Source organism: Streptomyces sp. NBC_00885 (assembly GCF_045207475.1).
GTDB lineage: Bacteria > Actinomycetota > Actinomycetes > Streptomycetales > Streptomycetaceae > Streptomyces.
Window position 1 is genome coordinate 4,677,342 of the sequence record NZ_CP108796.1, and the last position, 22,835, is coordinate 4,700,176.

The following is a 22,835-nucleotide window of genomic DNA, read 5'->3' on the forward strand; positions in this document are numbered from 1 at the left end:
CGCGCGTCGACCCGTAGCTTGGAGGGGGTCAGAAATCAGCCTGGGAGGTGTGCGGTGGACGAGACCCGTGCCGTGGTCGTCGCCAATGAGCCGGAGGCCGCTGCCGCACTGGAGGCTGGCGCTCCCGCAGCCGGTTCCCGCCGCGCGCTCGCGCCCGTGGCGCTCGTCGTCGCAGGGGCGCTCTCCGTCCAGTTCGGTGCCGCCATCGCCGTGCTGCTGATGCCGCGCGCCGGTGCCCTCGGTGTCGTGACGCTGCGGCTCGTCCTCGCCGCCCTCGTGCTGCTGGTGGTCTGCCGGCCCAGGCTTCGCGGGCACTCGCGCGCCGACTGGCGCACGGTCGTCGCCTTCGGTGCCGTCATGGCCGCCATGAACGTGCTCTTCTACCAGGCCGCCGACCGTATCCCGCTCGGCGCGGCCGTCACCTTCGAGGTGCTGGGCCCGCTCGTGCTCTCGGTGATCGTGTCGAGGAGGCTGGTCAATCTCGTCTGGGCGGGCCTCGCGCTCGGCGGTGTGCTCCTGCTCAGCGGCGGTGGTTTCGACCGGCTCGACCCCGTGGGCGCGGCCTTCGCGCTCTCGGCGGGCGCGATGTGGGCGGCGTACATCGTCTTCAGCGCCCGTACCGGGCGGCGCTTCCCGCAGGCGGACGGGCTCGCCCTGGCGATGGGGGTCGGGGCGGTGCTGAGCCTGCCGCTGGGGCTCGCGGAGTCCGGGTCCAAGCTGATCGTGCCCTCCACGCTCGGGCTGGGGCTCGCCGTCGCGCTGATGTCCTCCGTCCTGCCGTACACCCTTGAGCTGCTCGCGCTGCGCCGCCTGCCCGCGCCGACCTTCGCGGTGCTGATGAGCCTGGAGCCGGCGATCGCGGCGACGGCCGGGTTCTTCGTACTGCATCAAGCCCTTTCCGCGGTCGATGCGTTGGCGATAGCGCTGGTCATCGCGGCGAGCATGGGCGCGGTGCGCACTCAGGTGGCCGGAAAGGCACCGGGCGACCTCAAAAAGTAAAGCAAGCATGCTTGCTTGTTTTCGCTGGCGCTGCCATGCTCCGGGGCACACAACGTCGTGTCCCGAGGGAGCGCACCGTGTCCGACCCGGCCGTCGTACTCGACGATCTGCGCAGCGAGAGCGATCAACTCGACCAGCTGGTGGGGGAGTTGACCGAAGAGCAGTGGGCGTGTCCCACCCCCGCGCCCCGCTGGACCGTCGCCCACCAGATCGCCCATCTCGCCTGGACGGACGCGGCCGCGCTGCTCGCCGTCACCGACCGCGAGGCCTTCGGCGCCCAGGTCGAGAAGGCCCTGAAGGCGCCTGACGACTTCGTCGACCAGGGCGCCGAGGAGGGTGCAGCGCTGCCGCCCGCCGAGCTGCTGGCCCGCTGGCGAGCCGGACGCGAGAAGCTGCAGCAGGCCCTGCGCGCGGCACCCGCCGGAGCGCGTTTCCCCTGGTACGGGCCGCCGATGAGCGTCGCATCGATGGCGACCGGACGCCTGATGGAGACCTGGGCGCACGGCCAGGACATCGCCGACGCGCTCGGAGCCGTACGCGAACCGACCCCGCGCCTGCGGCATGTCGCCCACATCGGGGTCAGGGCACGCGACTACGCCTTCGGGGTACGCGGCCTCACCCCGCCCGCCGAGCCGTTCCGCGTCGAGCTGACCGCGCCGGACGGGGAGCTGTGGGTGTACGGACCCGAGGACGCCGCCCAGCGTGTCACCGGGCCCGCGCTCGACTTCTGCCTCCTGGTGACCCAGCGCGCGCACCGCGCCGACCTCGCCGTACGCGCCGAGGGCGCCGACGCCGACCGGTGGCTCGACATCGCGCAGGCCTTCGCCGGGCCGGCAGGACCGGGGCGCGAGCAGAGGGAGGCGTAGAGCGTGCTGCGCATCGCAAACGCCTCCGGCTTCTACGGCGACCGCTTCGACGCCATGAAGGAAATGCTCACCGGCGGGCCCCTCGACGTCCTGACCGGCGACTATCTCGCCGAGCTCACCATGCTCATCCTCGGCCGCGACCGGCTGAAAGACCCCCGCCTCGGCTACGCCAAGACCTTCCTGCGGCAGCTGGAGGAAAGCCTCGGCCTCGCCCAGGACCGCGGAGTGAAGATCGTCGCCAACGCGGGCGGGCTCAACCCGGCAGGACTCGCCGACGCCGTACGCGAACTCGCCGACCGCGTCGGCGTCCCCGTCAAGGTCGCCCATGTCGAGGGCGACGATCTCGCCGACCGCTTCCCCGGCGCCCTCAGCGCCAACGCCTACCTCGGCGGCGCCGGAATCGCCGAGTGCCTGCGCGCCGGGGCCGACGTCGTCGTCACCGGCCGGGTCACCGACGCCGCGCTCGTCACCGGGCCCGCGGCCGCGCACTTCGGCTGGGGGCCCGAGGACTACGACGCGCTCGCGGGCGCGGTCGTCGCCGGGCACGTACTCGAATGCGGCACCCAGGCCACCGGCGGCAACTACTCCTTCTTCAGCGGCCACGACGTACGCCGCCCCGGCTTCCCCCTCGCCGAGATCCACGCCGACGGCACCAGCGTCATCACCAAGCACGACGGCACCGGCGGCCTCGTCGACGTCGGCACGGTCACCGCGCAGCTCCTGTACGAGACCGGAGGCGCGCGCTATGCCGGACCGGACGTCACCGCGCGCCTGGACACCGTACGGCTGGCGCAGGACGGCGAGGACCGGGTGCGGATCTCCGGCGTACGCGGCGAAGCCCCGCCGCCCACCCTCAAGGTCGGCCTCAACCGCATCGGCGGTTGGCGCAACGAGGTCGTGTTCGTGCTCACCGGGCTCGACATCGAGGCCAAGGCCCGCCTGGTGCGCGAACAGCTCGACGACGCCTTCGGCAAGCACCGCCCGGCCGAGGTCCGCTGGGAACTGGCCCGCACCGAGCGGCCCGACGGCGACACGGAGGAGCGCGCCAGCGCCTATCTGCGCCTCGTCGTGCGCGACAGCGACCCCGGCAAGGTGGGGCGTGCGGTCAGCGGCGCGGCGATCGAGCTGGCGCTCGGCAGCTACCCGGGCTTCCATGTGACGGCCCCGCCCGGCAAGGGCGCGCCGTACGGGGTCTTCGAAGCCGAGTACATCGACGCGGCCGAGCTGACGCACACGGCCGTACTGCCCGACGGGCGCCGGATCACGGTGCCGACTCCCGTATGTACGAAGGACGTCGAGCCGGTCCCGGACGAGGGCCGGCTGCCCGCGGAACTGCCCGCCGGGCCGCGCCGGGCCGCGCCCCTCGGGCTGGTCGCCGGCGCCCGCAGCGGCGACAAGGGAGGCGACGCCAACGTCGGCGTGTGGGCGCGCTCCGACGACGCCTGGCGCTGGCTTGCCCACGAGCTGACCGTGAGCCGCTTCCGCGCGCTGCTCCCGGAGACCGCGGAGCTGACCGTCGTGCGCCATGTCCTGCCGAATCTGCGCGCCCTGAACTTCACCGTCGAAGGAATCCTCGGCGAAGGCGTCGCCGCGCAGGCCCGCTTCGATCCGCAGGCCAAGGCGCTCGGCGAGTGGCTGCGCTCGCGCTACGTCGACATCCCGGAGGTATTGCTGTGACCGTGCTCGCCTCGGCCGTCGACCCCACGGGGCCCGAGTACGCCGCCCGCCGCGAGGCCATGCTCGGCCGGCTCACCGAGCTGGAGGCCGAGCACGCGAAGGCGCTCGCGGGCGGCGGCGAGAAGTACGTCGCCCGGCACCGTGCGCGCGGAAAGCTGCTCGCGCGCGAACGCATCGAGCTGCTGCTCGACCCCGACACGCCCTTCCTGGAGCTGTCCCCGCTCGCGGCGTGGGGCAGCGACTATCCCGTCGGCGCGTCGATGGTCACCGGCATCGGCGTGGTCGAGGGCGTCGAGTGCCTGATCACGGCCAACGACCCGACCGTGCGCGGTGGGGCGTCCAACCCCTGGACGCTGAAGAAGGCCCTGCGCGCCAACGAGATCGCGTACGCCAACCGGCTGCCCTGCATCTCGCTCGTCGAGTCCGGCGGGGCGGATCTGCCGTCCCAGAAGGAGATCTTCATCCCCGGCGGGGCGCTGTTCCGGGATCTGACGAGGCTGTCGGCGGCCGGGATCCCGACGATCGCGGTCGTCTTCGGCAACTCGACCGCCGGAGGCGCGTACGTCCCCGGCATGTCCGACCACACCATCATGATCAAGGAGCGCTCGAAAGTCTTCCTGGGCGGGCCGCCGCTGGTGAAGATGGCGACGGGGGAGGAGAGCGACGACGAGTCGCTCGGCGGCGCTCAGATGCACGCCCGTACGTCCGGACTCGCCGACTACTTCGCCCTCGACGAGGCGGACGCGCTGCGGCAGGCCCGTCGCGTGGTCGCCCGCCTCAACTGGCGCAAGGCGCACGGCGATCCGGGACCATCCGCGCCGCCCAAGTATGCGGAGGAGGAGCTGCTCGGGATCGTGCCCGAGGATCTCAAGACTCCCTTCGACCCGCGCGAGGTTGTCGCCCGGGTCGTCGACGGCTCGGACTTCGACGAGTTCAAACCGCTGTACGGGCCGAGCCTGGTGACCGGGTGGGCGCGGCTGCACGGCTATCCGGTGGGCGTGCTGGCCAACGCGCAGGGCGTGCTCTTCTCGGCGGAGTCCCAGAAGGCGGCGCAGTTCATCCAGTTGGCGAACCAGCGCGATGTGCCGCTGGTCTTCCTGCACAACACCACCGGCTACATGGTCGGCAAGGAGTACGAGCAGGGCGGCATCATCAAGCACGGCGCGATGATGATCAACGCGGTGTCGAACTCGAAGGTCCCGCATCTGTCGGTGCTGATGGGCGCGTCGTACGGGGCCGGGCACTACGGCATGTGCGGGCGGGCCTACGACCCGCGCTTCCTCTTCGCCTGGCCCAGCGCCAAGTCCGCGGTGATGGGGCCCCAGCAGCTCGCGGGCGTGCTGTCGATCGTGGCGCGCGCTTCGGCCGCCGCGAAGGGGCAGCCGTACGACGAGGAGGCGGACGCGGGGCTGCGCGCCATGGTCGAGCAGCAGATCGAGGCGGAGTCGCTTCCGGTGTTCCTCTCGGGGCGGCTGTACGACGACGGCGTGATCGACCCCCGCGACACCCGTACGGTCCTCGGACTGTGCCTGTCCGCGATCCACACGGCACCGGTCGAGGGCGCGCGCGGCGGCTTCGGCGTCTTCCGGATGTGAGGCACTGATGATCTCCACACTGCTGGTCGCGAACCGGGGCGAGATCGCCTGCCGGGTCTTTCGCACCTGTCGCGAGCTGGGCATTGCGACGGTCGCGGTGTACTCGGACGCGGACGCGTCGGCACTGCATGTGCGGGAGGCGGACGCGGCGGTACGACTGCCGGGGGCGGCGCCCGCGGACACGTATCTGCGCGGCGACCTGATCGTGAAGGCGGCGCTGGCGGCGGGCGCGGACGCGGTGCATCCCGGCTACGGATTCCTGTCCGAGAACGCGGAGTTCGCACGGGCGGTGACGGACGCGGGCCTGGTGTGGATCGGGCCGCCGCCCTCGGCCATCGAGGCGATGGCGTCCAAGACGCGCGCGAAGGAACTGATGGGCGGCGCGCCCCTCGACCCGGCGACGGTCACGGAGGCGGACCTGCCGCTGCTGGTCAAGGCGGCGGCGGGGGGCGGCGGGCGCGGCATGCGCGTGGTGCGCGCACTGTCGTCTCTGGGTGCCGAGCTGGAGGCGGCGCGTTCCGAGGCGGCGTCGGCCTTCGGTGACGGCGAGGTGTTCCTGGAGCCGTACGTCGAGGGCGGGCGCCATGTGGAAGTGCAGGTGCTGGCGGACGCGTACGGGACGGTGTGGGCGCTCGGGACGCGCGACTGCTCGCTCCAGCGCCGCCACCAGAAGGTCATCGAGGAGTCCCCGGCGCCGGGCCTGCCCGCCGAACTGGTCGCCTCGCTCCACGAGTCGGCGGTGACGGCGGCGCGGGCGGTGGGCTACCGGGGCGCGGGCACGGTGGAGTTCCTGATCTCCCCGGCGGGCCGCGCCCACTTCCTGGAGATGAACACCCGCCTCCAGGTCGAACACCCGGTGACGGAGGCGGTGTTCGGCCTCGACCTGGTGGCGCTCCAGCTGCGGGTGGCGGAGGGTTCGCGACTCCCGGCGACGCCGCCGGAGGCCAGGGGCCACGCGGTGGAGGCGAGGCTGTACGCGGAGGACCCGGCGACGGGGGGGACGCCGCAGACGGGGGTGCTGCGGGCCCTTGATGTACGGGTCCTTCCCACCCGCCCGCCCTTGAACGTGGGGGGCGGGACCCCCCACACCCCCGCGAGCCCGGCGCTGCGTGCGGGCGGGCCCGTGGACGACGGCCCCGGAGGTGGGGCCGCCGCAGGCCACGACCTCGTGCACGCCGCCCCCTGGCTGCGCGTCGATGCCGGGTACGCCGCCGGGGACTCCATCGGCGTGCACTACGACCCCATGATCGCCAAGGTCATCGCCTGGGCACCCACCCGCGACGCCGCCGTACGGCTGCTCGCCCAGGCCCTGCGGCGGGCGCGCGTGCACGGGCCCGTGACCAACCGGGCTCTGCTCGTGCGCTCCCTGGAGCATCCCGACTTCACCGGCGCCCGGCTCGACACCGGGTTCTACGAGCGGCACCTCGACGCCCTCACCGCGCCCGCCGCCGGGGAGCGGTACGCCGCCGTCGCCGCCGCGGTCGCCGATGCCGCCGCCCGGCCCGGAGCCTGGCGGAATCTGCACTCGCAGCCGCAGGCCAAGGGCTACGGCGAGCACGAGGTCCGGTACCGCCGAACCCGCGGCGGCGGGTTCGAGCTCGTCGACGATCCCGGTGTGCGCGTCGTCGACGCCCGGCCGGACCGGGTGCGGCTCGAGATCGACGGGGTCGTGCGGCCCTTCGACGTCGCCGATCACGGTGACGGGTACGTCCACATCGACAGCCCCACCGGCGCGCACGCGCTCGCCGTGCGGCCGCGGTTCACCGATCCGCAGGACCGGGCCGAGCCCGGCTCGCTGCTCGCGCCCATGCCCGGCACCGTCGTCCGTGTCGGGGACGGGCTCGCCGCGGGGGTCAAGGTCACCCAGGGGCAGCCGCTCGTATGGCTGGAGGCCATGAAGATGGAGCACCGCATCCTCTCGCCCGCCTCCGGCATCCTCACCGCGCTCCACGCCGTACCCGGCCGTCAGGTCGAGGTCGGCGCCCTGCTCGCCGTCGTCAACGAAGCAACGGCGGAAGCCACACAGGAGGAGGACACCGCGTCATGACCATCGAGAGCCAGGAACACACCGCACTGCGTGCCGCCGTCGCCGCGCTCGGACAGCGCCACGGCCGGGGCTACGAACGCGAACAGCTGTGGGCCGAGGCCGCCAAGCTCGGCTATCTCGGCGTGAACCTCCCTGAGAAGCACGGTGGTGGCGGCGGCGGTATGGCCGAACTGTCCATCGTTCTGGAGGAGTTGGGCGCCGCGGGCTGTCCGCTCCTCATGATGGTCGTCTCACCCGCCATCTGCGGCACCGTCATCGCCCGGTTCGGGACCCCGGAGCAGAAGCAGAAGTGGCTGCCGGGCCTCGCCGACGGCAGCCTCACCATGGCCTTCGGCATCACCGAGCCCGACGCCGGGTCCAACTCGCACCGGATCACGACCACCGCGCGCCGTGACGGCGACGGCTGGGTGCTCACCGGGCGCAAGGTCTTCATCTCGGGCGTGGACATCGCCGACGCCACCCTCATCGTCGGCCGCACCGAAGACGCCCGTACGGGCAGGCTCAAGCCCTGCCTCTTCATCGTCCCCCGCGACGCCGAAGGCTTCCAGCGCTCGCAGATCGACATGGAACTGCAGGCCCAGGAGAAGCAGTTCGAGCTGGTCCTCGACAACGTCGCCCTGCCCGCCGACGCCCTCGTCGGGGACGAGGACGCCGGTCTGCTCCAGCTCTTCGCCGGGCTCAACCCCGAGCGCATCATGACCGCCGCCTTCGCCATCGGGATGGGAAGGTACGCACTCGCCCGCGCCATCGACTACGCCAAGACCCGCCAGGTCTGGAAAGAGCCCATCGGCGCCCACCAGGCCGTCGCCCACCCCCTAGCCCAGGCCCACATCGAGCTCGAACTCGCCCGGCTGATGATGCAGAAGGCCGCGGCCCTCTACGACGCCGGCGACGACATCGGCGCGGGCGAGGCCGCCAACATGGCCAAGTACGCGGCCGGTGAGGCCTGTGTGAAGGCCGTCGACCAGGCTGTCCACACCCTCGGCGGCAACGGCCTGACCCGGGAGTACGGCCTCGCCTCCCTCATCACCGCCGCCAGGGTCGCCCGGATCGCCCCGGTCAGCCGCGAGATGATCCTGAATTACGTATCCCACCAGTCCCTGGGTCTCCCCAAGTCCTACTGACAAAGGAGATTCTGGGCGTCCACCCGGAGGACACAGCGAGGGGCCACGATGGTGTTTCAGAGCGAGTACGCAAGTGTCACGCCCGTCACCGAGCCGATCCACGACGCCGTGCTGGCCCGAGCAGCCGAGTTCGGCGACGCCATCGCCCTGGTCGACGGCGTGAACGGCACCACCGTCACGTACGCGCAGCTCGACCGGTTCCACCGGCGCATCGCCGCCGCCCTCGCCGACGCGGGCCTGCGCAAGGGCGACGTCCTCGCCCTGCACAGCCCCAACACCGTCGCCTACCCCTCCGTCTTCTACGGGGCGACCCGCGCCGGCGCCTCGGTCACCACCGTGCATCCGCTCGCCACGGCGGAGGAGTTCGCCAAGCAGCTGCGTGACTCCTCCGCCCGCTGGATCGTCACCGTCTCACCGCTGCTCGAAGTCGCCCGCAGGGCCGCCGAACTGGCCGCGGGCATCGAGGAGATCTTCGTCTGCGACCGCGCCGACGGGCATGTGAGCATCCTCGACATGCTCGGCTCGACCGCACCCGAGCCGGACGTCGTCATCGACCCGGCCGAGGACATCGCCGCACTGCCGTACTCCTCGGGCACCACCGGCATCCCCAAGGGAGTGATGCTCACGCACCGCTCCATCGCCACCAACCTCGCCCAGCTCCACCCGCTGATGCCGATGGGTCCCGGCGAGCGCATCCTCGCCGTACTGCCGTTCTTCCACATCTACGGACTCACCGCGCTGATGAACGCGCCGCTGCGGCAGGGCGCCACCGTCGTCGTACTGCCCCGCTTCGAGCTGGAGAGCTTCCTCGCGGCGATCGAGACGCACCGCATCAACGCCATCTACGTCGCCCCGCCGATCGTCCTCGCCCTCGCCAAGCACCCGGCCGTCGCGAAGTTCGACCTGTCCTCGCTGGAATACATCATCAGCTCGGCCGCGCCCCTGGACGCCGAGCTGGCCGCGGCCTGCTCCAAGCGGCTCGGGCTGCCGCCCATCGGCCAGGCGTACGGCATGACCGAACTCTCGCCCGGCACCCACCTCGTCCCCAAGGGCGCCGAGAACCCGCCGCCCGGCACCGTCGGCAAACTCATCGCGTCGACCCAGATGCGGATCTGCTCCCTCGACGACCCCGGCAAGGACGCCGCACCCGGCGAGGAGGGCGAGATAGCGATCCGCGGCCCGCAGGTGATGAAGGGCTATCTCGGACGTCCCGAGGACACCGGCCGGATGATCGACGCCGACGGCTGGCTGCACACCGGCGACATAGGCCGGGTCGACGACGGCTGGCTCTTCGTCGTCGACCGGGTCAAGGAACTCATCAAGTACAAGGGCTTCCAGGTCGCGCCCGCCGAGCTGGAGGCGCTGCTGCTCACCCACGAGGGCATCGCGGACGCGGCGGTGATCGGTGTGTACGACGAGAACGGGAACGAGATCCCCAAGGCGTACGTCGTACGGCAGCCGGCCGCCGACGACCTCAGCGAGGACGGCATCATGAATTTCGTCGCCGAGCGCGTCGCGCCGTACAAGAAGATCCGCCGCGTCGACTTCATCGGCGCGGTTCCCCGCGCCGTGTCGGGAAAGATCCTCAGGCGTGAACTGAGGGACCGGGAGAGGGAGAACACGTGACGGAAAGCCTGCCGGAAGGCATGACGCAGCGCCCGCCGCTCCTCGCCACCGCACGCGAACGGGGCATCGCCACCCTGACGCTCAACTCGCCGGACAACCGCAACGCCCTGTCGGCGCGGCTGGTCGGCGAGCTGGCGCAGGCGCTGGCGGACTGCGCCAAGGACGAGTCCGTACGGGCTGTGGTGCTCACCCATACCGGGTCCACGTTCAGCGCGGGCGCGGACCTGAAGGCCCCGCCCAACCCGTACACCTTCGTCGGCCTGCTGCGGCAGATCGTCACGCTGCCCAAACCGGTCGTCGCCCGCGTCACCGGGCACGTACGGGCGGGCGGCCTCGGCCTGCTCGGCGCGTGCGACATCGCGGCCGGCGCCACGGGCGCGGACTTCGCGTTCACGGAGGTACGCATCGGGGTCGCGCCCGCCGTCATCTCCCTGCCCCTGCTGCCGCGCATGGACCCGCGCGCGGCGGAGCGCTACTACCTCACCGGTGAGCGTTTCGACGCGGCCGAGGCGGCCCGCACCGGACTGCTCACCCTCGCCGCCGACGACGTGGACGCGGCGCTCGCCCCGGTGCTCGACGGACTGCGCAGAGCATCCCCGCAGGGCCTCGCCGCATCGAAGGAACTGCTCGCGGCCAGGGTGCTGGAGGCCTTCGACCGGGACGCCGAGGACCTGGTCCAGCGCTCGGCGTCCCTGTTCGCGTCCGCCGAGGCCCGCGAGGGGATGACGGCCTTCCTCGAACGACGGGATGCCGCATGGGTGTGGTGACCTCCCCCAAGCAGGACCGCAGCCGGGCGACCCGCCAGCGGCTCCTGGAGGCCGCGGTGTCCTGCCTCGCCGAACACGGCTGGGCGGGCTCCACCGTCTCGGTGGTCGCAGAGCGGGCGGGAGTCTCACGGGGCGCCGCGCAGCACCACTTCCCGACCAGGGAGGACCTGTTCACGGCGGCCGTCGAGTACGTCGCGGAAGAGCGCTCGCAGGCACTGGCAGCGCTCCCCACACAGGACCGCACGGCGGTCGTCGCGGCTCTCGTCGACCTCTATACGGGCCCGCTGTTCCGGGCCGCCCTGCACCTGTGGGTCGCGGCATCCAACGAGGAGCAGCTGCGCTCACGGGTCACGGAACTGGAGGCCCGGGTCGGCCGCGAGACCCACAGGATCGCGGTCCGGCTGCTGGAGGCCGACGAGTCCGTGCCCGGGGTGCGGGAGACGGTCCAGGGCGTGCTGGACATGGCCCGCGGGCTGGGCCTGGCGAATCTGCTGACGGACGACGCGGCGCGTCGGAAGCGGGTGGTGGCGCAGTGGGCGCGGCTGCTGGAGGAGGCGCTGGGCTGAAACGTATCTGCATACCGGGGTATGCAGATCTGCTGTACGCTCATCTCATGGCTGAGACGACACGCATCACGGTGACGCTCCCCACCAAGGATGTGGAGGCGCTGAAGAAGCTGACGGACAACGTGTCCGCCTATGTGGCGGAGGCGGTTGCCCGCCAGATAAGGCACCAGCTGCGCGACGAAGAGTTCGAGCGCTATGAGGAGGAGCACGGCGCCTTCACCGAGGAGGAACTCGCGGAGGCACGGGCCCGGATCGCCGAGGCGCTCAGCCCCGACAACCCGGCGGCGAGGGCAGCGTGAGCTTCTTCGCTCAGACCCTTGTGCTGGATTCCGAAGGACTGTCCGCCTGGCTCACGCAGGACCGCAAGATCACGGCGATCCTCAGGGCAATCGACAAGGCCGGCGCCGAATTCGTCGTCTGCGCCAACACCATCGTCGAGGTGATGCACGCCCGGGTGAACCTGCCTCGGCTTCAGTGGGCTCTGTCGCAGGTAAAGGTGGAGCCGGTCACCGAGGCGTCCGCGAAGGCGGCGGCCCGCCTCCTGAAGGGCACCGGGCTGCACGGCCACAAGTACGCCATCGACGCGACCGTCGCCGAGATGGCGCTGCGCCAGCCCGGGCCGGTCGTCATGCTGACCTCCGACCTCGATGACATGGCCCGGCTCTGCGGCGGCAGGGTCCGCCTTATGAGCCTCTGACGCCCGTTTCCGGTCTGTGACCCGGGCCATTACGGTTCCGCCCGCTCCGCAGTACCCTGGGCGAATGCTTCTGCTCGTACGACGCCGCCACGTGGACTACGTCCGCGTCACGAGCATGGGCTGTCCGCGCTCCGTCTGACCCAGCGCACAGCCCCCTCTCCACCCGGCACCCCTGGCCCCGCCCCACCCCCGGCGGCCCCACGGGACCCGTACACCCCGCGGATGCAAACCATGTCGTACCTTCAGCTCCCCGTCATCGACCTCCCGGCCGCCGACCGCGGCCCCCAGGCCCGGGCCCTGCTGCACGCCCAGCTGCACAGCGCCGCCCACGACGTCGGCTTCTTCCAGCTCACCGGCCACGGCGTCACCGACGCCGAGACCGCCGCCCTCACCAGCGCCATGCGGGCCTTCTTCGCGCTGCCCGATGCCGACCGGCTCGCCATCGACAACATCAACTCGCCGCACTTCCGCGGCTACACGCGCATCGGCGACGAACGCACCGGCGGCGCCCAGGACTGGCGCGACCAGCTCGACATCGGCGCCGAACGGCCCGCCCACGTGCCTGGCCAGGGCGAGCCCGGCTACTGGTGGCTGCAGGGTCCCAACCAGTGGCCCGCCGCCCTGCCAGAGCTGCGTACCGCCGCACTCACCTGGATCGACCGGCTCAGTTCCGTCGCCGACAAACTGCTGCACGAACTGCTCGCCGCCATCGGCGCGTCCCCCGGCTTCTACGACGACGCCTTCGGCGACCGTGCCCACCTCCACCTCAAGCTGGTGCGCTACCCCGGCAGCGGCCCCGACGGCGGCCAGGGCGTCGGCGCCCACAAGGACTACGGCTTCCTCACCCTGCTCCACCAGGACGAGATAGGCGGACTCCAGGTCGAACGCGGCGACGGGCAGTTCCACGAGGTGCCGCCGCTGCCCGGAGCCTTCGTCGTCAACCTCGGCGAACTCCTCGAAGTCGCCACCAACGGCTACCTCAAGGCCACCAACCACCGCGTGGTCAGCCCGCCCGGAGCCGTCGAGCGCTACTCCGTGCCGTTCTTCTACAACCCGCGCCTGGACGCCCGTATCGAACCGCTGCCCTTCCCGTACGCGGCGAACGCGCCGGGCGTGACGGCAGACCCCGCGAACCCGCTGTTCGCGGAGTACGGCCGCAACGAACTCAAGGGGAAACTGCGGGCACACCCGCTGGTCGCCGCCCGCCACCACGCGGACCTGCTGAAGCAGGAGCGTCAGCCCGCGATGTCCTCGTAACCGACGATCTCGCGCGGGTCCCGCGCCGCAGGACCGACATAGCGCGCCGACGGCCGCACCAGGCGGCCCGTGCGCTTCTGCTCCAGGATGTGCGCCGACCAGCCGGCCGTACGGGCACAGGTGAACATCGACGTGAACATGTGCGCCGGGATCTCCGCGAAGTCCAGCATGATCGCCGCCCAGAACTCCACGTTCGTCGCCAGAACCCGGTCCGGACGGCGATTGTGCAGCTCCTCCAGCGCGGCCCGCTCCAGCGCCTCGGCCACCTCGAACCGCGGCGCGTCCAGCTCCTTGGCCGTACGGCGCAGGACCCGCGCCCGCGGGTCCTCGGCGCGGTAGACCCGGTGCCCGAAGCCCATCAGCCGCTCGCCCTTGTCCAGCGCCCGCTTCACATACGCCGTCGCATCCCCCGTGCGCTCGATCTCCTCGATCATCCCGAGCACACGGGAGGGAGCACCACCGTGCAGCGGCCCCGACATGGCGCCGACCGCGCCCGAGAGCGCCGCCGCGACATCCGCGCCCGTGGAAGCGATCACGCGCGCGGTGAACGTGGAGGCGTTCATGCCGTGCTCGGCGGCCGAGGTCCAGTACGCGTCCACAGCCTTGACGTGCCGCGGGTCCGGCTCCCCGCGCCAGCGGATCATGAACCGCTCCACGACGGACTCGGCCTTGTCGATCTCACTCTGCGGCACCATCGGCAGCCCCTGGCCGCGCGCCGACTGGGCGACGTACGACAGAGCCATCACCGCGGCACGGGCCAGATCGTCACGCGCCTGCGCCTCGTCGATGTCCAGCAGCGGCTTCAGACCCCACACCGGGGCGAGCATCGCCAGCGCCGACTGCACATCGACACGGATGTCACCGGAGTGCACGGGAATGGGGAAGGGCTCGGCGGCCGGCAGCCCGGGGTTGAACGCGCCGTCGACCAGCAGCCCCCACACATTCCCGAAACCGACATGGCCGACAAGATCCTCGATGTCGACACCTCGGTAGCGCAGGGAGCCGCCCTCCTTGTCGGGTTCGGCGATCTCCGTCTCGAACGCGACGACTCCTTCGAGTCCAGGTACGAAGTCGGACATCAGCGGCTCCTCAAGATGTGTACGACGAGCAGGGGTCGGAGTGGATCTGTCACTCCGGTGATGCCCCGTGCGGGAGGTGGTCACCCAACCGCCGGGGAGGCAGGCACGATATCCCCTGCTGTATGGAGGCCACAGTGGCCCGACCCAAGATTTTGGCGGGTCCGCCTCATGCGGGGAAGCGTGACATCCGGCACACTGCCCCATTCCGGACGGGAAGGATTAGCGGCACTCCGTGCCGGGCAAACTCGGCCCCTGCGGCAATATTGGCCCCGTGACCGACCACTCCGCCCCGAACCCGGTTCCCGACGCCCCGCAGCCCGATCCGCTCCCGTACGACCCCGCCGTCATGCGCAAGCAGTACCGCTCCACACCGCTCCTGGAGACGGATCTGGCCGACAACCCCATGGAACAGTTCGCCCGTTGGTTCGAGGAGGCCGCGTTCGCCGGTCTGCACGAACCGAACGCCATGATCGTCTCCACCGCCACACCCGAAGGCCACCCCTCCTCGCGCACGGTGCTGCTCAAGCAGTACGACGCGGACGGCTTCGTCTTCTACACCAACTACGGCTCCCGCAAGGGGCAGGAACTCGCCGCCAACCCGCACATCTCGCTGCTCTTCCCCTGGCACCCCCTGGCCCGCCAGGTCATCGTCACGGGCACGGCGGCCCGCACCGGCCGCGACGAGACAGCCGCGTACTTCCGCACCCGCCCGCACGGCTCGCAGCTGGGCGCCTGGGCGAGCGAACAGTCCTCGGTGATCGGCTCACGCGACGACCTGCTGCGCAGATACGAGGAGCTGGCGACCCGCTACCCCGAGGGCGAACAGATCCCGGCCCCGCCGGAGTGGGGCGGCTACCGGGTCGAACCGCAGGCGATGGAGTTCTGGCAGGGCCACGAGAACCGGCTGCACGACCGGCTGCGGTATGTCCGTACGGGCGAGGAGGGGGCGGCGCCGTGGCGGGTGGAGCGGCTGGCGCCGTGACGTCCGGGTGCCCGGATACGCAGAAACCCGCGGGCTCTGGTCCCTCCTTGCGGAGGAGCCGGCCGGACATACCGGCGAGCCCGCGGGTCGGTGACTGCTTGGAATTTCGGCCGACGGTCAGTCGGCTGCACACAGAGTGCGACGACGGGCCGTCAGCCCGCAGCCACCTCACGAGTCCGAGAAGAAATCACTTCCGGAACACCTCCTTTCCTGTGTGCACGACACATTAGGAACCTCCGGGCAGCGGATCAACCCATTTATTCGGTGACCTCTCGCTTGCTGGAGTACGCATAGCCATCGGCCCGCTGGAGGAGCTGCAGATTCACGTAGGAAACGCTGAAGCGGCCAGTCGGTGTCGTCATGCTGTGCTGGCCCGTGGCCCGCACAGAGATCCGGCCGGTCCAAGTGCCTAACCACTTCCCGGTGGGCACGGTCGCACGGACGAGGTCGCCGGTGGCGAAGCCGTAGTGCCGCTTGCGGCGCGAACGCCGGAGCCGAGGGAATCCGAACCGGTCGGGGGTGGTGCGGGCGTATACGCCGCGCCCTGTAGCCCTGATGACGCAGACCTGCCGCGGGACGCGGACGATGGCGTCCCCGCTCTCGTGGTCAAGCCGACCGACGGAGAGGGCGTCGAGGGTATGGGACTTGGCCAGGCCCATGGCAGTGCGGTTCCACTTCGTACGGCTTCCTGACCAGGCATGTACCGGTCTTCCGAGGGTCTTGAGGGCATCGGTCAGTTGCCAGCGGGTCGCGTTCATGACCCCGGCGTCATATAGCGGTGCTTTCGCCTGCTCCAGGACCGCCGCGAGGCGATTCGGCCGCTTGGCCAGGAACTTCTCGACGGGAGTGGATCCCTTTGCCTGGTTGCAGGGGACGCAGGCGAGGGTCAGATTCGAGACGCGGTTGGAGCCGCCACGGCTGCGGGGGCGTATGTGCTCGATGTTCAGCGGCACGCCTGTGGCTCCGCAGTAGGCGCATGCGCGCCCCCATGTGGCGAGCAGGTACTCGCGGATCTCGGTCCCTGCCAACGTGCCGTTCTGGTACTCAACCGCGGTGAGGCTTCTGCCCTCGCTCATGGCGTGGGTGTCGAACGCGACCCGTTCGACATGGATCTCGGTGACTGGTGCGTATTGGCAGAGGCGCCGGGCGATCGACAGTGTCGAGTCGACTCGGTGTCGCAGCGACGGGGCCAACCAGCCCCGGGGGCGGGCGCGGTTGTTGGACCGGCGCGCCCGGTATCGGCAGTTGGCTGATCGTCGTCTGTGGCGGTATCCCGCCCGCTGCCCCATGGCTTTGTGGATTTGCTCGCCCCGGTGCTGGAGTTCGACTGATGCGAGCCCCCGTCGCACGGTCATCGGTGTGCCGTCCGCGGCGATTTCCGTTTTGGTGTCGGTGAGGGCGATCCCTGTGCCTTTTGAGCCCGGGTCGATGCGTAGTTGTACTCCGGCGACGTCGGAGTCGGCGTGCGTGCGGTCCTTGAGGCGGATGGTGAATGGTGCCTGCCGCGCGACCACCGCCCGCCCTCTGGTCAGGAGTTCGCGAGCCCGGGCCGGGTGGCAGGGCATGAGGGGTTGTCCGTCCTTCGCGAGGACGAACACCGAGCTTGCTCCTGCTCCGCCCTTGTACCTGTTGCCATGTGTGAGGACGTCACCGTCCCCGGTCTCTGCCTGTGCGGCGTGACGCCGACGGGGCCGGGTGCTGCGCCCGCCGGTCTCCCCTCGCCTATGTTCCCTGTCGGAGCCCCGTGCGCTGGCGGGGTGTCCGTGAGCCGTTTCGTCCCCGCTCCCAGGGGGTGTCTGCTCCCACGGATTCCAGAGCGGGCTGCTGAGGAAGCACAGCCCGGTGGGTCTGCTCGCCTGGAGGAAACGTAGTCATCGAAGGCACCTCCTTCTGATCTCGCGATCGCGATGACTTGGGCTGGCCACTCGGCCCGCCCCGGTGACGGGGCAGACCCTGGCTGGGAGACCAGGGAGCGAGTGGCCTCCTATCGACGTGTGGTGAGCGACGCTAGCCAGGCGGACTCCGCCGAATGCCCGGAGCTGGCCGAATGCCCTCGTATGTGTGATCGGCTCCGGAATCTCGAACAGGTGACCGCTCATCGTGTAGCGCCGATTCGGCCGATTTCCGGAAGGCAACGATTTCCGGGAACAGGGTGTGTCCTGTGTCACGTTCCAGTTGAATGATCTGACGTGCACAGTTCGCGCGGACACGTCCTGCCAGGGGGTTCAGGATGAGTGCTTCCAGGAGTGAGACCACCAGTGCGCTGGGGCCCGACGAGCCGGACCGGGAGGGCGCGGGGTTGGACGATTCTGCGCCGGTGCCCGGGTCGGAGTTGCTCGCGGCGCTGCTTGACGGGATGGATGCCGCCCTGTGCGCTTTCGACGCCGGCGGCACGATCACGCACTGGAACCGTGAGGCGGAGCGGATTCTCGGCTGGTCCTCCGAGGAGGCCGTGGGGCGGCGCGGGTTCGCCGGGTGGGCGGTGCGGACCGCGGATGCCGGGGAGGTGGAGGGGCGGCTGATGGCCGCGATGGACGCTCCCGGGCGGCAGGTTCATGAGTTCGCGTTGCTGCGCAAGGACGGCGGGCGGGTTCTCGTACGGACCCAGTCGGCGCGGGTGCTGGGCGCGGACGGGAAGCCCGCGGGGGTGTACTGCGCGTTCAGCGAGGTGCATGCGCAGATCGACCTGGAGCGGTCCATCGCCCTGAGTGAGGCGCTGTTCGACGACGCGTCATGGGGTGTCGTCCTGGTCGATGTGGATCTGAGGCCGACGGTCGTCAACAGCTATGCGGCGCGCGCGCTGGGCGCGGGGCGTACGTCTCCGCTCGGGCGGCCGCTGGGTGAGCTGGTCGTCCAGGGTGTCGAGGAGCTGGAGGGCGCGCTCCATCATGTGCTGGCGGAGGGCGCGCCGCGGGGCCTGGCGGAGCTGTGGGTGACGCTGAGCACGACGCAGGGGGAGCGGCGCCGGTGCTGGCGGAGTGGTTTTCTGCGGCTGGCCTCGCCGCTGGCGGAGGAGCCGGTGCCGCTCGGGGTGGGGTGGCTGTTCCACGACGTGACGGAGTCGAAGCTGGCGGAGCAGGAGGCGGACCGGCTGCGCTTCCGGTCGAGCCAGCTGCACCGGGCCGGGCGGGCCGCGGCGGAGTGCGAGGACCCGATGGAGGCGGCGACGGCGTATCTGGACTTCGCGCTGGCGGGTTTCGCGGACCACGCGCTGCTCGATCTGATGGAGCCGGACGGGGAGCGCCTGGTCCGCGCGGCGGCGACCCCGTCGGGTGCGCCGGGTCCGTGCGTCGCGGTGGCGGGCGGCGGCTTCCCGGTCCGCTATCCGCAGGGCCATCCGGCGCTCCAGGCGGCCGACCGCAATGGTTCGGTCCGGGCGAGCGCGCCCGCGCCGGCGGCCGCGACGGGTGACTGGGCGGCGGACCGCCAGTGGCCGCGGGACGCCGTGCACGCGCTGTGCACGGTGCTGCGGAGCCGGGGCCGGACGCTGGGCGTGGTGACGTTCCTGCGGGGGGCGAGCCGGCCGGCCTTCGAGCGGGCGGACGCGATGTACGCGGAGAGTGTGGCGGTGCTGGCGGCGGCGTCGCTGGACCTGGCGCAGCGGGCGGAGGAGTAGCGGAGGAGTAAGGGGGCGCAACCGGGGGCCCGGCGCGCAGCTAGTGCCGGAAGAAGATCCGGTCCCCGTACTCCGTCATCACGCGCCCGTTCCAGTCGTGCCCGCCGTCCACGTTCCCCGAGCGCAGCAGCGGCGGCTCGATCCCGCGCTCCACGAGCTGCTCGGCCGCCGCCGCCATCGTCGCCTGCATCAGCGCGCTGGTGACGACGGTGGACGCGGGCGCGAACGGCGCCTCGATGCCCTCGTGCGTGAGCTCCGCGTCGCCGACCGCGATCTTCGAGTCGAGGACGATGTCGCAGTGGTCCTTCAGGAAGGTGCCGGAGACATGCCGGGACTTGGTCTCTTGCGCGTACGCCATCGATGTCACGCCGATGACCTTGAGTCCGAGCGCCCGCGCGTTCATGGCCATCTCGACGGGCAGGGCGTTGCGCCCGGACAGGGAGATGATCACGAGGACGTCGCCGGACTTGGCGGGGCTGGAGTCCAGGACCGCGCCCGCGAGACCCTCCACGCGTTCCAGCGCCGAGCCCAGGGTCGCGGGCATGACGTCGACGCCCACCACGCCGGGGACGGCGAGCAGATTCATCAGGGCGAATCCGCCCGCGCGGTAGACGACGTCCTGCGCGGCGAGAGAGGAGTGCCCGGCGCCGAAGGCGAACAGGCGGCCGCCCGCGGCGACGGTGTCGGCGATCGCGGCCCCGGCTTCGGCGACGTTCGCGGCCTCCTCGTCCCGTACGCGCTGAAGCAGACCGATCGCGGCGTCGAAGAACTGACCGGCCAGCTTGCTCTCGCTCATCGCCGAGCCCTTTCCGTGGGGTGGGAACGCGGATGGGTACGTAAGGAGTACGCAGACGGGCCGCTGGGGGAATACCAGTGCCGTCGATCACGTTGCGGTCTGGACCATTGCCCTGTCAATACGCTCTCACCGACCGGCTTCCCCGGGCACGGCACGGTTGTCGGTGGGATGCGCAAGAATTGGGTCGGGGCCAGCGCACGACTGATTTTCTAGTCACAGCATCGAGGGGCACGTATGTCCGGACTGATCGACACGACGGAGATGTATCTCCGCACCATCCTCGAACTGGAAGAGGAAGGTGTGGTGCCCATGCGCGCCCGTATCGCCGAGCGGCTCGACCAGAGCGGCCCGACGGTGAGCCAGACCGTGGCGCGTATGGAACGGGACGGCTTGGTGCAGGTCGCGGGCGACCGCCACCTGGAGCTGACCGATGAGGGCCGGCGGCTGGCGACGCGCGTCATGCGCAAGCACCGGCTCGCCGAGTGTCTGCTCGTCGACGTGATCGGCCTGGAGTGGGAGCAGGTCCATGCGGAGGCGTGCCGCTGGGAGCATGTGATGAGCGAGGCGGTGGAGCGGCGGGTGCTGGAGCTGCTGCGCCATCCGACGGAGTCTCCGTACGGGAACCCGATCCCGGGCCTGGAGGAGCTGGGCGAGAAGGCGGAGGCCGATCCCTTCCTCGACGACGGCATGGTCTCGCTGGCCGACCTTGACCCGGGCGCGGACGGCAAGACCGTGGTCGTACGCCGAATTGGTGAGCCGATCCAGACGGATGCGCAGCTGATGTACACACTGCGGCGGGCGGGCGTGCAGCCCGGTTCGGTGGTCAGCGTGACGGAGTCCGCGGGCGGAGTGCTGGTGGGCAGCAGTGGGGAGGCGGCGGAGCTGCAGGCGGATGTGGCCTCGCATGTCTTCGTGGCCAAGCAGTAGGGCGGTCGCCGGCGTCGGCCGGTAGCGGTTATTCACCCGCCAGTAACCGTTTTCCGTCCGGAATGGCAGCGCCCGGGCGAATCGCGTGCCAGGCTGTGGCTGAGGCATATGACCCGTGGCCGGGGTGGGAGTCCACCCGGCGAAGCCAGGGGGAGGATCACGGTATGCGCCCGTCGTACGCCCCGCGCGCACCGCAGCGCGCTCAGCACATCCCGTGCACTGCGTACAGCCCGAGCACCGCGCACGGCCCGAGCGTCCCGCTCGACCACTCGTACGTCCCTTCTTCAGGGGAAGGCCCCGGCGCCCATGGGCGCCGGGGCCTGTCCTCCCCTGTGCTGACCCGGAGCCCCGAGCTCTCAAGGTCAATCCCCTCGGACCCTCTTCCCCGAGTGGCCCGCCTCCCGCTGAAGATCTCCCCACGGCCACGGGAGTCAATCCTCGAGCGCGGTCACTCGAACGAGCGGTGTTGCGCGCCAGAACCCGGTTTTCGAATAAAGGTTCGATAGTCTGGCAGGACGAGACGGAGCTCGACCACCGGGGGAGAGAAGGGGGTGCCAGGCCAGATGGTGCGGCGCATCGATGTGACCGGAGCCGAGGGCGTACGCCTGGCTGCCTGGGAGTTCGCGGATCCGCCCAAGGGGCGCGGCGAGGCGGAGCGCTCCCCCGGGGTATTACTGCTCCACGGCCTGATGGGCCGTGCCTCGCACTGGGCATCGACGGCCCGCTGGCTGGCCGAGCGCCACCGGGCGGTCGCCCTCGACCAGCGCGGCCACGGCCGCAGCGACAAGCCGGCGGAGGGCCCCTTCACCCGCGAGGCGTACGTCGCCGACGCGGAGGAGGCGGTGGAGCAGCTGGGCCTGGCCCCCGTGACACTGATCGGCCACTCGATGGGCGCGCTCACCGCCTGGCAGCTTGCGGCCAAGCGCCCGGACCTGGTCCAGGCGCTGATCATCTGCGACATGCGGGCCTCGGCGCTCGGGGCGGCCTCGCAGCGCGAATGGGAGGACTGGTTCCGCTCCTGGCCGGTCCCCTTCGCGACGCTGGCGGACGTACGGAAGTGGTTCGGCGAGGACGACCCCTGGGTGGAGCGCAACAACCCGGCCCGCGGTGAGTTCTTCGCGGAGGTCATGGCCGAGCGGGCGGACGGCTGGCGGCCGGTCTTCTCCCGGCGCCAGATGCTCAAGTCCCGCGAGACCTGGGTCCATGACGCGCACTGGGAGGAACTGGCCCAGGTCCAGTGCCCCACGCTGGTGGTCCGCGGCCTGGACGGCGAACTGGGCCGCGCGGAGGCCCAGGAGATGGTGCGGGTCCTGCCGCGGGGTGAGTACGGGGAGGTGGCGGACGCCGGCCACCTGGTGCACTACGACCAGCCGGAAGGCTGGCGGACGGCGATCGAGCCGTTCCTCGACGGCGTCCTGACGCCATGAGTGAGGCGCCTCGCCGGGTCGCGAACTTCTGGGCGGGGCGCCGGAGTTACGGCAAGATCGACCGGACAGGGCCCTAGTCCCTGCGGGGATGGGGACCGCCTTCAGCCGCGGCGGCAGCGGCTGGGCGGTCGGCGAGGTCGGCCTCGTGACGTTCAGGTTCGAGGTCGTCCGCTGCGGGGGAGCGCTGTCAGCCTCGTGGAACCTCGGGTGAGCGGACCGGTCAGAAGTTGAAGACCGAGCCGTCGCCCATGCTGCCCTCCATCTCGCACGGGTTGCCGTACATGGCCGACCAGTCGACCCGCTTGCCCTGCCAGACACCCTGGGCGCTGATCACCACGGGGTTCCACTGGCGCGTACACATCTTGTGCGAGGTCTTCTCTCCCAGCGCGGAGAACTGGCCGTCGACGATGAACAGTTCCGTGCACGCGGCCGCGGCGGCGGGGTGCGTGCCGTCGGGGCGCGGGGCGCAGGTCAGGGTGACGGCGCGCGACACCGTGGCGGTCTCGGCGGTCTCGCCCATACCGATGGTGAGGACGAGGGCCGAGGGGGCGTACAGGCTCTTCGCCTGGGCGGGCTGCTGCGTGGGCTGCGTGGGCTGGGCGGCCTGTGCGGCGCCGGTCGCCGCGGTGCCGGTCAGCACAAGTGCGGATGCCGTGGCGACTGCGGCGACTGTGTTTCGGATGTAACGCATGTGTGAAAACTCCTTCGCTCGGGGGGTGATTGCGGTCGGGAGTCTTGCGCATGCGGACAGTGAGTGCACATCGATCGCGCGTTTCCGGCCGCGTAC

21 protein-coding genes are annotated in these 22,835 nt (G+C 71.1%); 17 read left to right on the forward strand and 4 right to left on the reverse strand.

The features are described 5' to 3' along the window. The first annotated feature begins 54 nt into the window (after positions 1–54). The 12 genes from OHA61_RS21285 (at position 55) to OHA61_RS21340 (ending at position 13,221) form a co-directional block, all read left to right on the forward strand. Positions 55–999 carry an EamA family transporter gene (locus OHA61_RS21285; protein WP_406304350.1) on the forward strand — a complete coding sequence of 315 codons (945 nt, stop codon included), beginning with the start codon at positions 55–57 and terminating at the stop codon, positions 997–999. Between the two features lie 77 nt (positions 1,000–1,076). Further along, complete coding sequence (locus OHA61_RS21290) at positions 1,077–1,865, forward strand: TIGR03084 family metal-binding protein (RefSeq protein WP_406304351.1); 789 nt, start codon at positions 1,077–1,079, stop codon at positions 1,863–1,865. Positions 1,866–1,868: 3 nt separating this feature from the next. Further along, complete coding sequence (locus OHA61_RS21295; protein ID WP_406304352.1) at positions 1,869–3,542, forward strand: acyclic terpene utilization AtuA family protein; 1,674 nt, start codon at positions 1,869–1,871, stop codon at positions 3,540–3,542. Beyond that, the gene (locus OHA61_RS21300) at positions 3,539–5,137 is read left to right on the forward strand and encodes an acyl-CoA carboxylase subunit beta (protein WP_406304353.1); all 1,599 of its coding nucleotides are present in this window, start codon (positions 3,539–3,541) and stop codon (positions 5,135–5,137) included. Before OHA61_RS21295 ends, OHA61_RS21300 begins: the two co-directional genes overlap by 4 nt. A gap of 7 nt (positions 5,138–5,144) precedes the next feature. After that, positions 5,145–7,184 carry an acetyl/propionyl/methylcrotonyl-CoA carboxylase subunit alpha gene (locus OHA61_RS21305; RefSeq protein ID WP_406304354.1) on the forward strand — a complete coding sequence of 680 codons (2,040 nt, stop codon included), beginning with the start codon at positions 5,145–5,147 and terminating at the stop codon, positions 7,182–7,184. Next, positions 7,181–8,308, forward strand: coding sequence for an acyl-CoA dehydrogenase family protein (locus OHA61_RS21310; RefSeq protein ID WP_406304355.1), 1,128 nt, complete (start codon positions 7,181–7,183; stop codon positions 8,306–8,308). The genes OHA61_RS21305 and OHA61_RS21310 overlap by 4 nt, the downstream gene beginning before the upstream one ends. 48 nt (positions 8,309–8,356) lie before the next feature. Continuing rightward, complete coding sequence (locus tag OHA61_RS21315; RefSeq protein ID WP_406304356.1) at positions 8,357–9,934, forward strand: 4-coumarate--CoA ligase family protein; 1,578 nt, start codon at positions 8,357–8,359, stop codon at positions 9,932–9,934. Between the two features lie 20 nt (positions 9,935–9,954). Then, a complete protein-coding gene (locus OHA61_RS21320) occupies positions 9,955–10,701 on the forward strand; it encodes an enoyl-CoA hydratase family protein (RefSeq protein ID WP_406307411.1) in 747 nt (248 codons plus the stop codon). After that, on the forward strand, positions 10,689–11,267 hold the full coding sequence (locus OHA61_RS21325; protein WP_324985560.1) for a TetR/AcrR family transcriptional regulator: 579 nt from the start codon (positions 10,689–10,691) through the stop codon (positions 11,265–11,267). Before OHA61_RS21320 ends, OHA61_RS21325 begins: the two co-directional genes overlap by 13 nt. Before the next feature lie 47 nt (positions 11,268–11,314). Continuing rightward, the gene (locus tag OHA61_RS21330; protein WP_406304357.1) at positions 11,315–11,566 is read left to right on the forward strand and encodes a hypothetical protein; all 252 of its coding nucleotides are present in this window, start codon (positions 11,315–11,317) and stop codon (positions 11,564–11,566) included. Then, positions 11,563–11,964, forward strand: a complete 402-nt coding sequence (locus OHA61_RS21335; RefSeq protein ID WP_406304358.1) for a PIN domain-containing protein — start codon at positions 11,563–11,565, stop codon at positions 11,962–11,964. Before OHA61_RS21330 ends, OHA61_RS21335 begins: the two co-directional genes overlap by 4 nt. Positions 11,965–12,186: 222 nt before the next feature. Then, entirely contained in the window at positions 12,187–13,221 is a 1,035-nt protein-coding gene (locus OHA61_RS21340) for an isopenicillin N synthase family dioxygenase (protein WP_406304359.1), read from the forward strand. Here the strand turns inward: OHA61_RS21340 and OHA61_RS21345 are convergent. After that, positions 13,200–14,300 (reverse strand): citrate synthase 2, encoded by a 1,101-nt coding sequence (locus OHA61_RS21345; protein WP_324985573.1) that lies wholly within the window; start codon positions 14,298–14,300, stop codon positions 13,200–13,202. The two genes, OHA61_RS21340 and OHA61_RS21345, sit on opposite strands and share 22 nt — an antisense overlap. Before the next feature lie 346 nt (positions 14,301–14,646). Here OHA61_RS21345 and pdxH point away from each other — a divergent pair, with 346 nt between their 5' ends. Then, a complete protein-coding gene (pdxH, locus tag OHA61_RS21350; RefSeq protein WP_406307412.1) occupies positions 14,647–15,282 on the forward strand; it encodes a pyridoxamine 5'-phosphate oxidase in 636 nt (211 codons plus the stop codon). A gap of 257 nt (positions 15,283–15,539) precedes the next feature. On the opposite strand, the gene iscB is transcribed toward pdxH, so the two are convergent. After that, entirely contained in the window at positions 15,540–16,880 is a 1,341-nt protein-coding gene (gene iscB / locus OHA61_RS21355; RefSeq protein WP_406304360.1) for an RNA-guided endonuclease IscB, read from the reverse strand. Positions 16,881–17,512: 632 nt separating this feature from the next. On the opposite strand from iscB, the gene OHA61_RS21360 reads away from it, so the two are divergent. Next, complete coding sequence (locus OHA61_RS21360; protein WP_389370560.1) at positions 17,513–18,898, forward strand: PAS domain-containing protein; 1,386 nt, start codon at positions 17,513–17,515, stop codon at positions 18,896–18,898. 40 nt (positions 18,899–18,938) lie between these two features. Here the strand turns inward: OHA61_RS21360 and OHA61_RS21365 are convergent, their stop codons facing one another. Next, on the reverse strand, positions 18,939–19,694 hold the full coding sequence (locus OHA61_RS21365) for an SIS domain-containing protein (RefSeq protein WP_361909793.1): 756 nt from the start codon (positions 19,692–19,694) through the stop codon (positions 18,939–18,941). A gap of 234 nt (positions 19,695–19,928) precedes the next feature. Here OHA61_RS21365 and OHA61_RS21370 point away from each other — a divergent pair, with 234 nt between their 5' ends. The 3 genes from OHA61_RS21370 to OHA61_RS21380 all read left to right on the forward strand — a co-directional run bounded on the left by OHA61_RS21370 (position 19,929) and on the right by OHA61_RS21380 (position 22,259). Continuing rightward, positions 19,929–20,621, forward strand: coding sequence for a metal-dependent transcriptional regulator (locus tag OHA61_RS21370; RefSeq protein ID WP_324985588.1), 693 nt, complete (start codon positions 19,929–19,931; stop codon positions 20,619–20,621). A gap of 563 nt (positions 20,622–21,184) precedes the next feature. Further along, complete coding sequence (locus OHA61_RS21375) at positions 21,185–22,048, forward strand: alpha/beta fold hydrolase (RefSeq protein WP_406307413.1); 864 nt, start codon at positions 21,185–21,187, stop codon at positions 22,046–22,048. Positions 22,049–22,136: 88 nt separating this feature from the next. Next, on the forward strand, positions 22,137–22,259 hold the full coding sequence (locus tag OHA61_RS21380; protein ID WP_324978964.1) for a hypothetical protein: 123 nt from the start codon (positions 22,137–22,139) through the stop codon (positions 22,257–22,259). 9 nt (positions 22,260–22,268) lie between these two features. Here the strand turns inward: OHA61_RS21380 and OHA61_RS21385 are convergent, their stop codons facing one another. Continuing rightward, a complete protein-coding gene (locus OHA61_RS21385; RefSeq protein WP_406304362.1) occupies positions 22,269–22,739 on the reverse strand; it encodes a subtilase-type protease inhibitor in 471 nt (156 codons plus the stop codon). Positions 22,740–22,835: the final 96 nt, after the last annotated feature.

Coding starts and splice junctions, on each gene's coding strand:
- OHA61_RS21320 (WP_406307411.1), top strand. CDS start 9,955: ATGACGCAGCGCCCGCCGCTCCTCGCCACCGCACGCGAACGGGGCATC.
- OHA61_RS21330 (WP_406304357.1), top strand. CDS start 11,315: ATGGCTGAGACGACACGCATCACGGTGACGCTCCCCACCAAGGATGTG.
- OHA61_RS21345 (WP_324985573.1), bottom strand. CDS start 14,300: ATGTCCGACTTCGTACCTGGACTCGAAGGAGTCGTCGCGTTCGAGACG.
- OHA61_RS21365 (WP_361909793.1), bottom strand. CDS start 19,694: ATGAGCGAGAGCAAGCTGGCCGGTCAGTTCTTCGACGCCGCGATCGGT.
- OHA61_RS21380 (WP_324978964.1), top strand. CDS start 22,137: ATGGGGACCGCCTTCAGCCGCGGCGGCAGCGGCTGGGCGGTCGGCGAG.
- OHA61_RS21310 (WP_406304355.1), top strand. CDS start 7,181: ATGACCATCGAGAGCCAGGAACACACCGCACTGCGTGCCGCCGTCGCC.
- OHA61_RS21315 (WP_406304356.1), top strand. CDS start 8,357: ATGGTGTTTCAGAGCGAGTACGCAAGTGTCACGCCCGTCACCGAGCCG.
- OHA61_RS21370 (WP_324985588.1), top strand. CDS start 19,929: ATGTCCGGACTGATCGACACGACGGAGATGTATCTCCGCACCATCCTC.
- OHA61_RS21375 (WP_406307413.1), top strand. CDS start 21,185: ATGGTGCGGCGCATCGATGTGACCGGAGCCGAGGGCGTACGCCTGGCT.
- OHA61_RS21305 (WP_406304354.1), top strand. CDS start 5,145: ATGATCTCCACACTGCTGGTCGCGAACCGGGGCGAGATCGCCTGCCGG.
- OHA61_RS21340 (WP_406304359.1), top strand. CDS start 12,187: ATGCAAACCATGTCGTACCTTCAGCTCCCCGTCATCGACCTCCCGGCC.
- pdxH (WP_406307412.1), top strand. CDS start 14,647: ATGCGCAAGCAGTACCGCTCCACACCGCTCCTGGAGACGGATCTGGCC.
- OHA61_RS21360 (WP_389370560.1), top strand. CDS start 17,513: ATGAGTGCTTCCAGGAGTGAGACCACCAGTGCGCTGGGGCCCGACGAG.
- OHA61_RS21325 (WP_324985560.1), top strand. CDS start 10,689: ATGGGTGTGGTGACCTCCCCCAAGCAGGACCGCAGCCGGGCGACCCGC.
- OHA61_RS21385 (WP_406304362.1), bottom strand. CDS start 22,739: ATGCGTTACATCCGAAACACAGTCGCCGCAGTCGCCACGGCATCCGCA.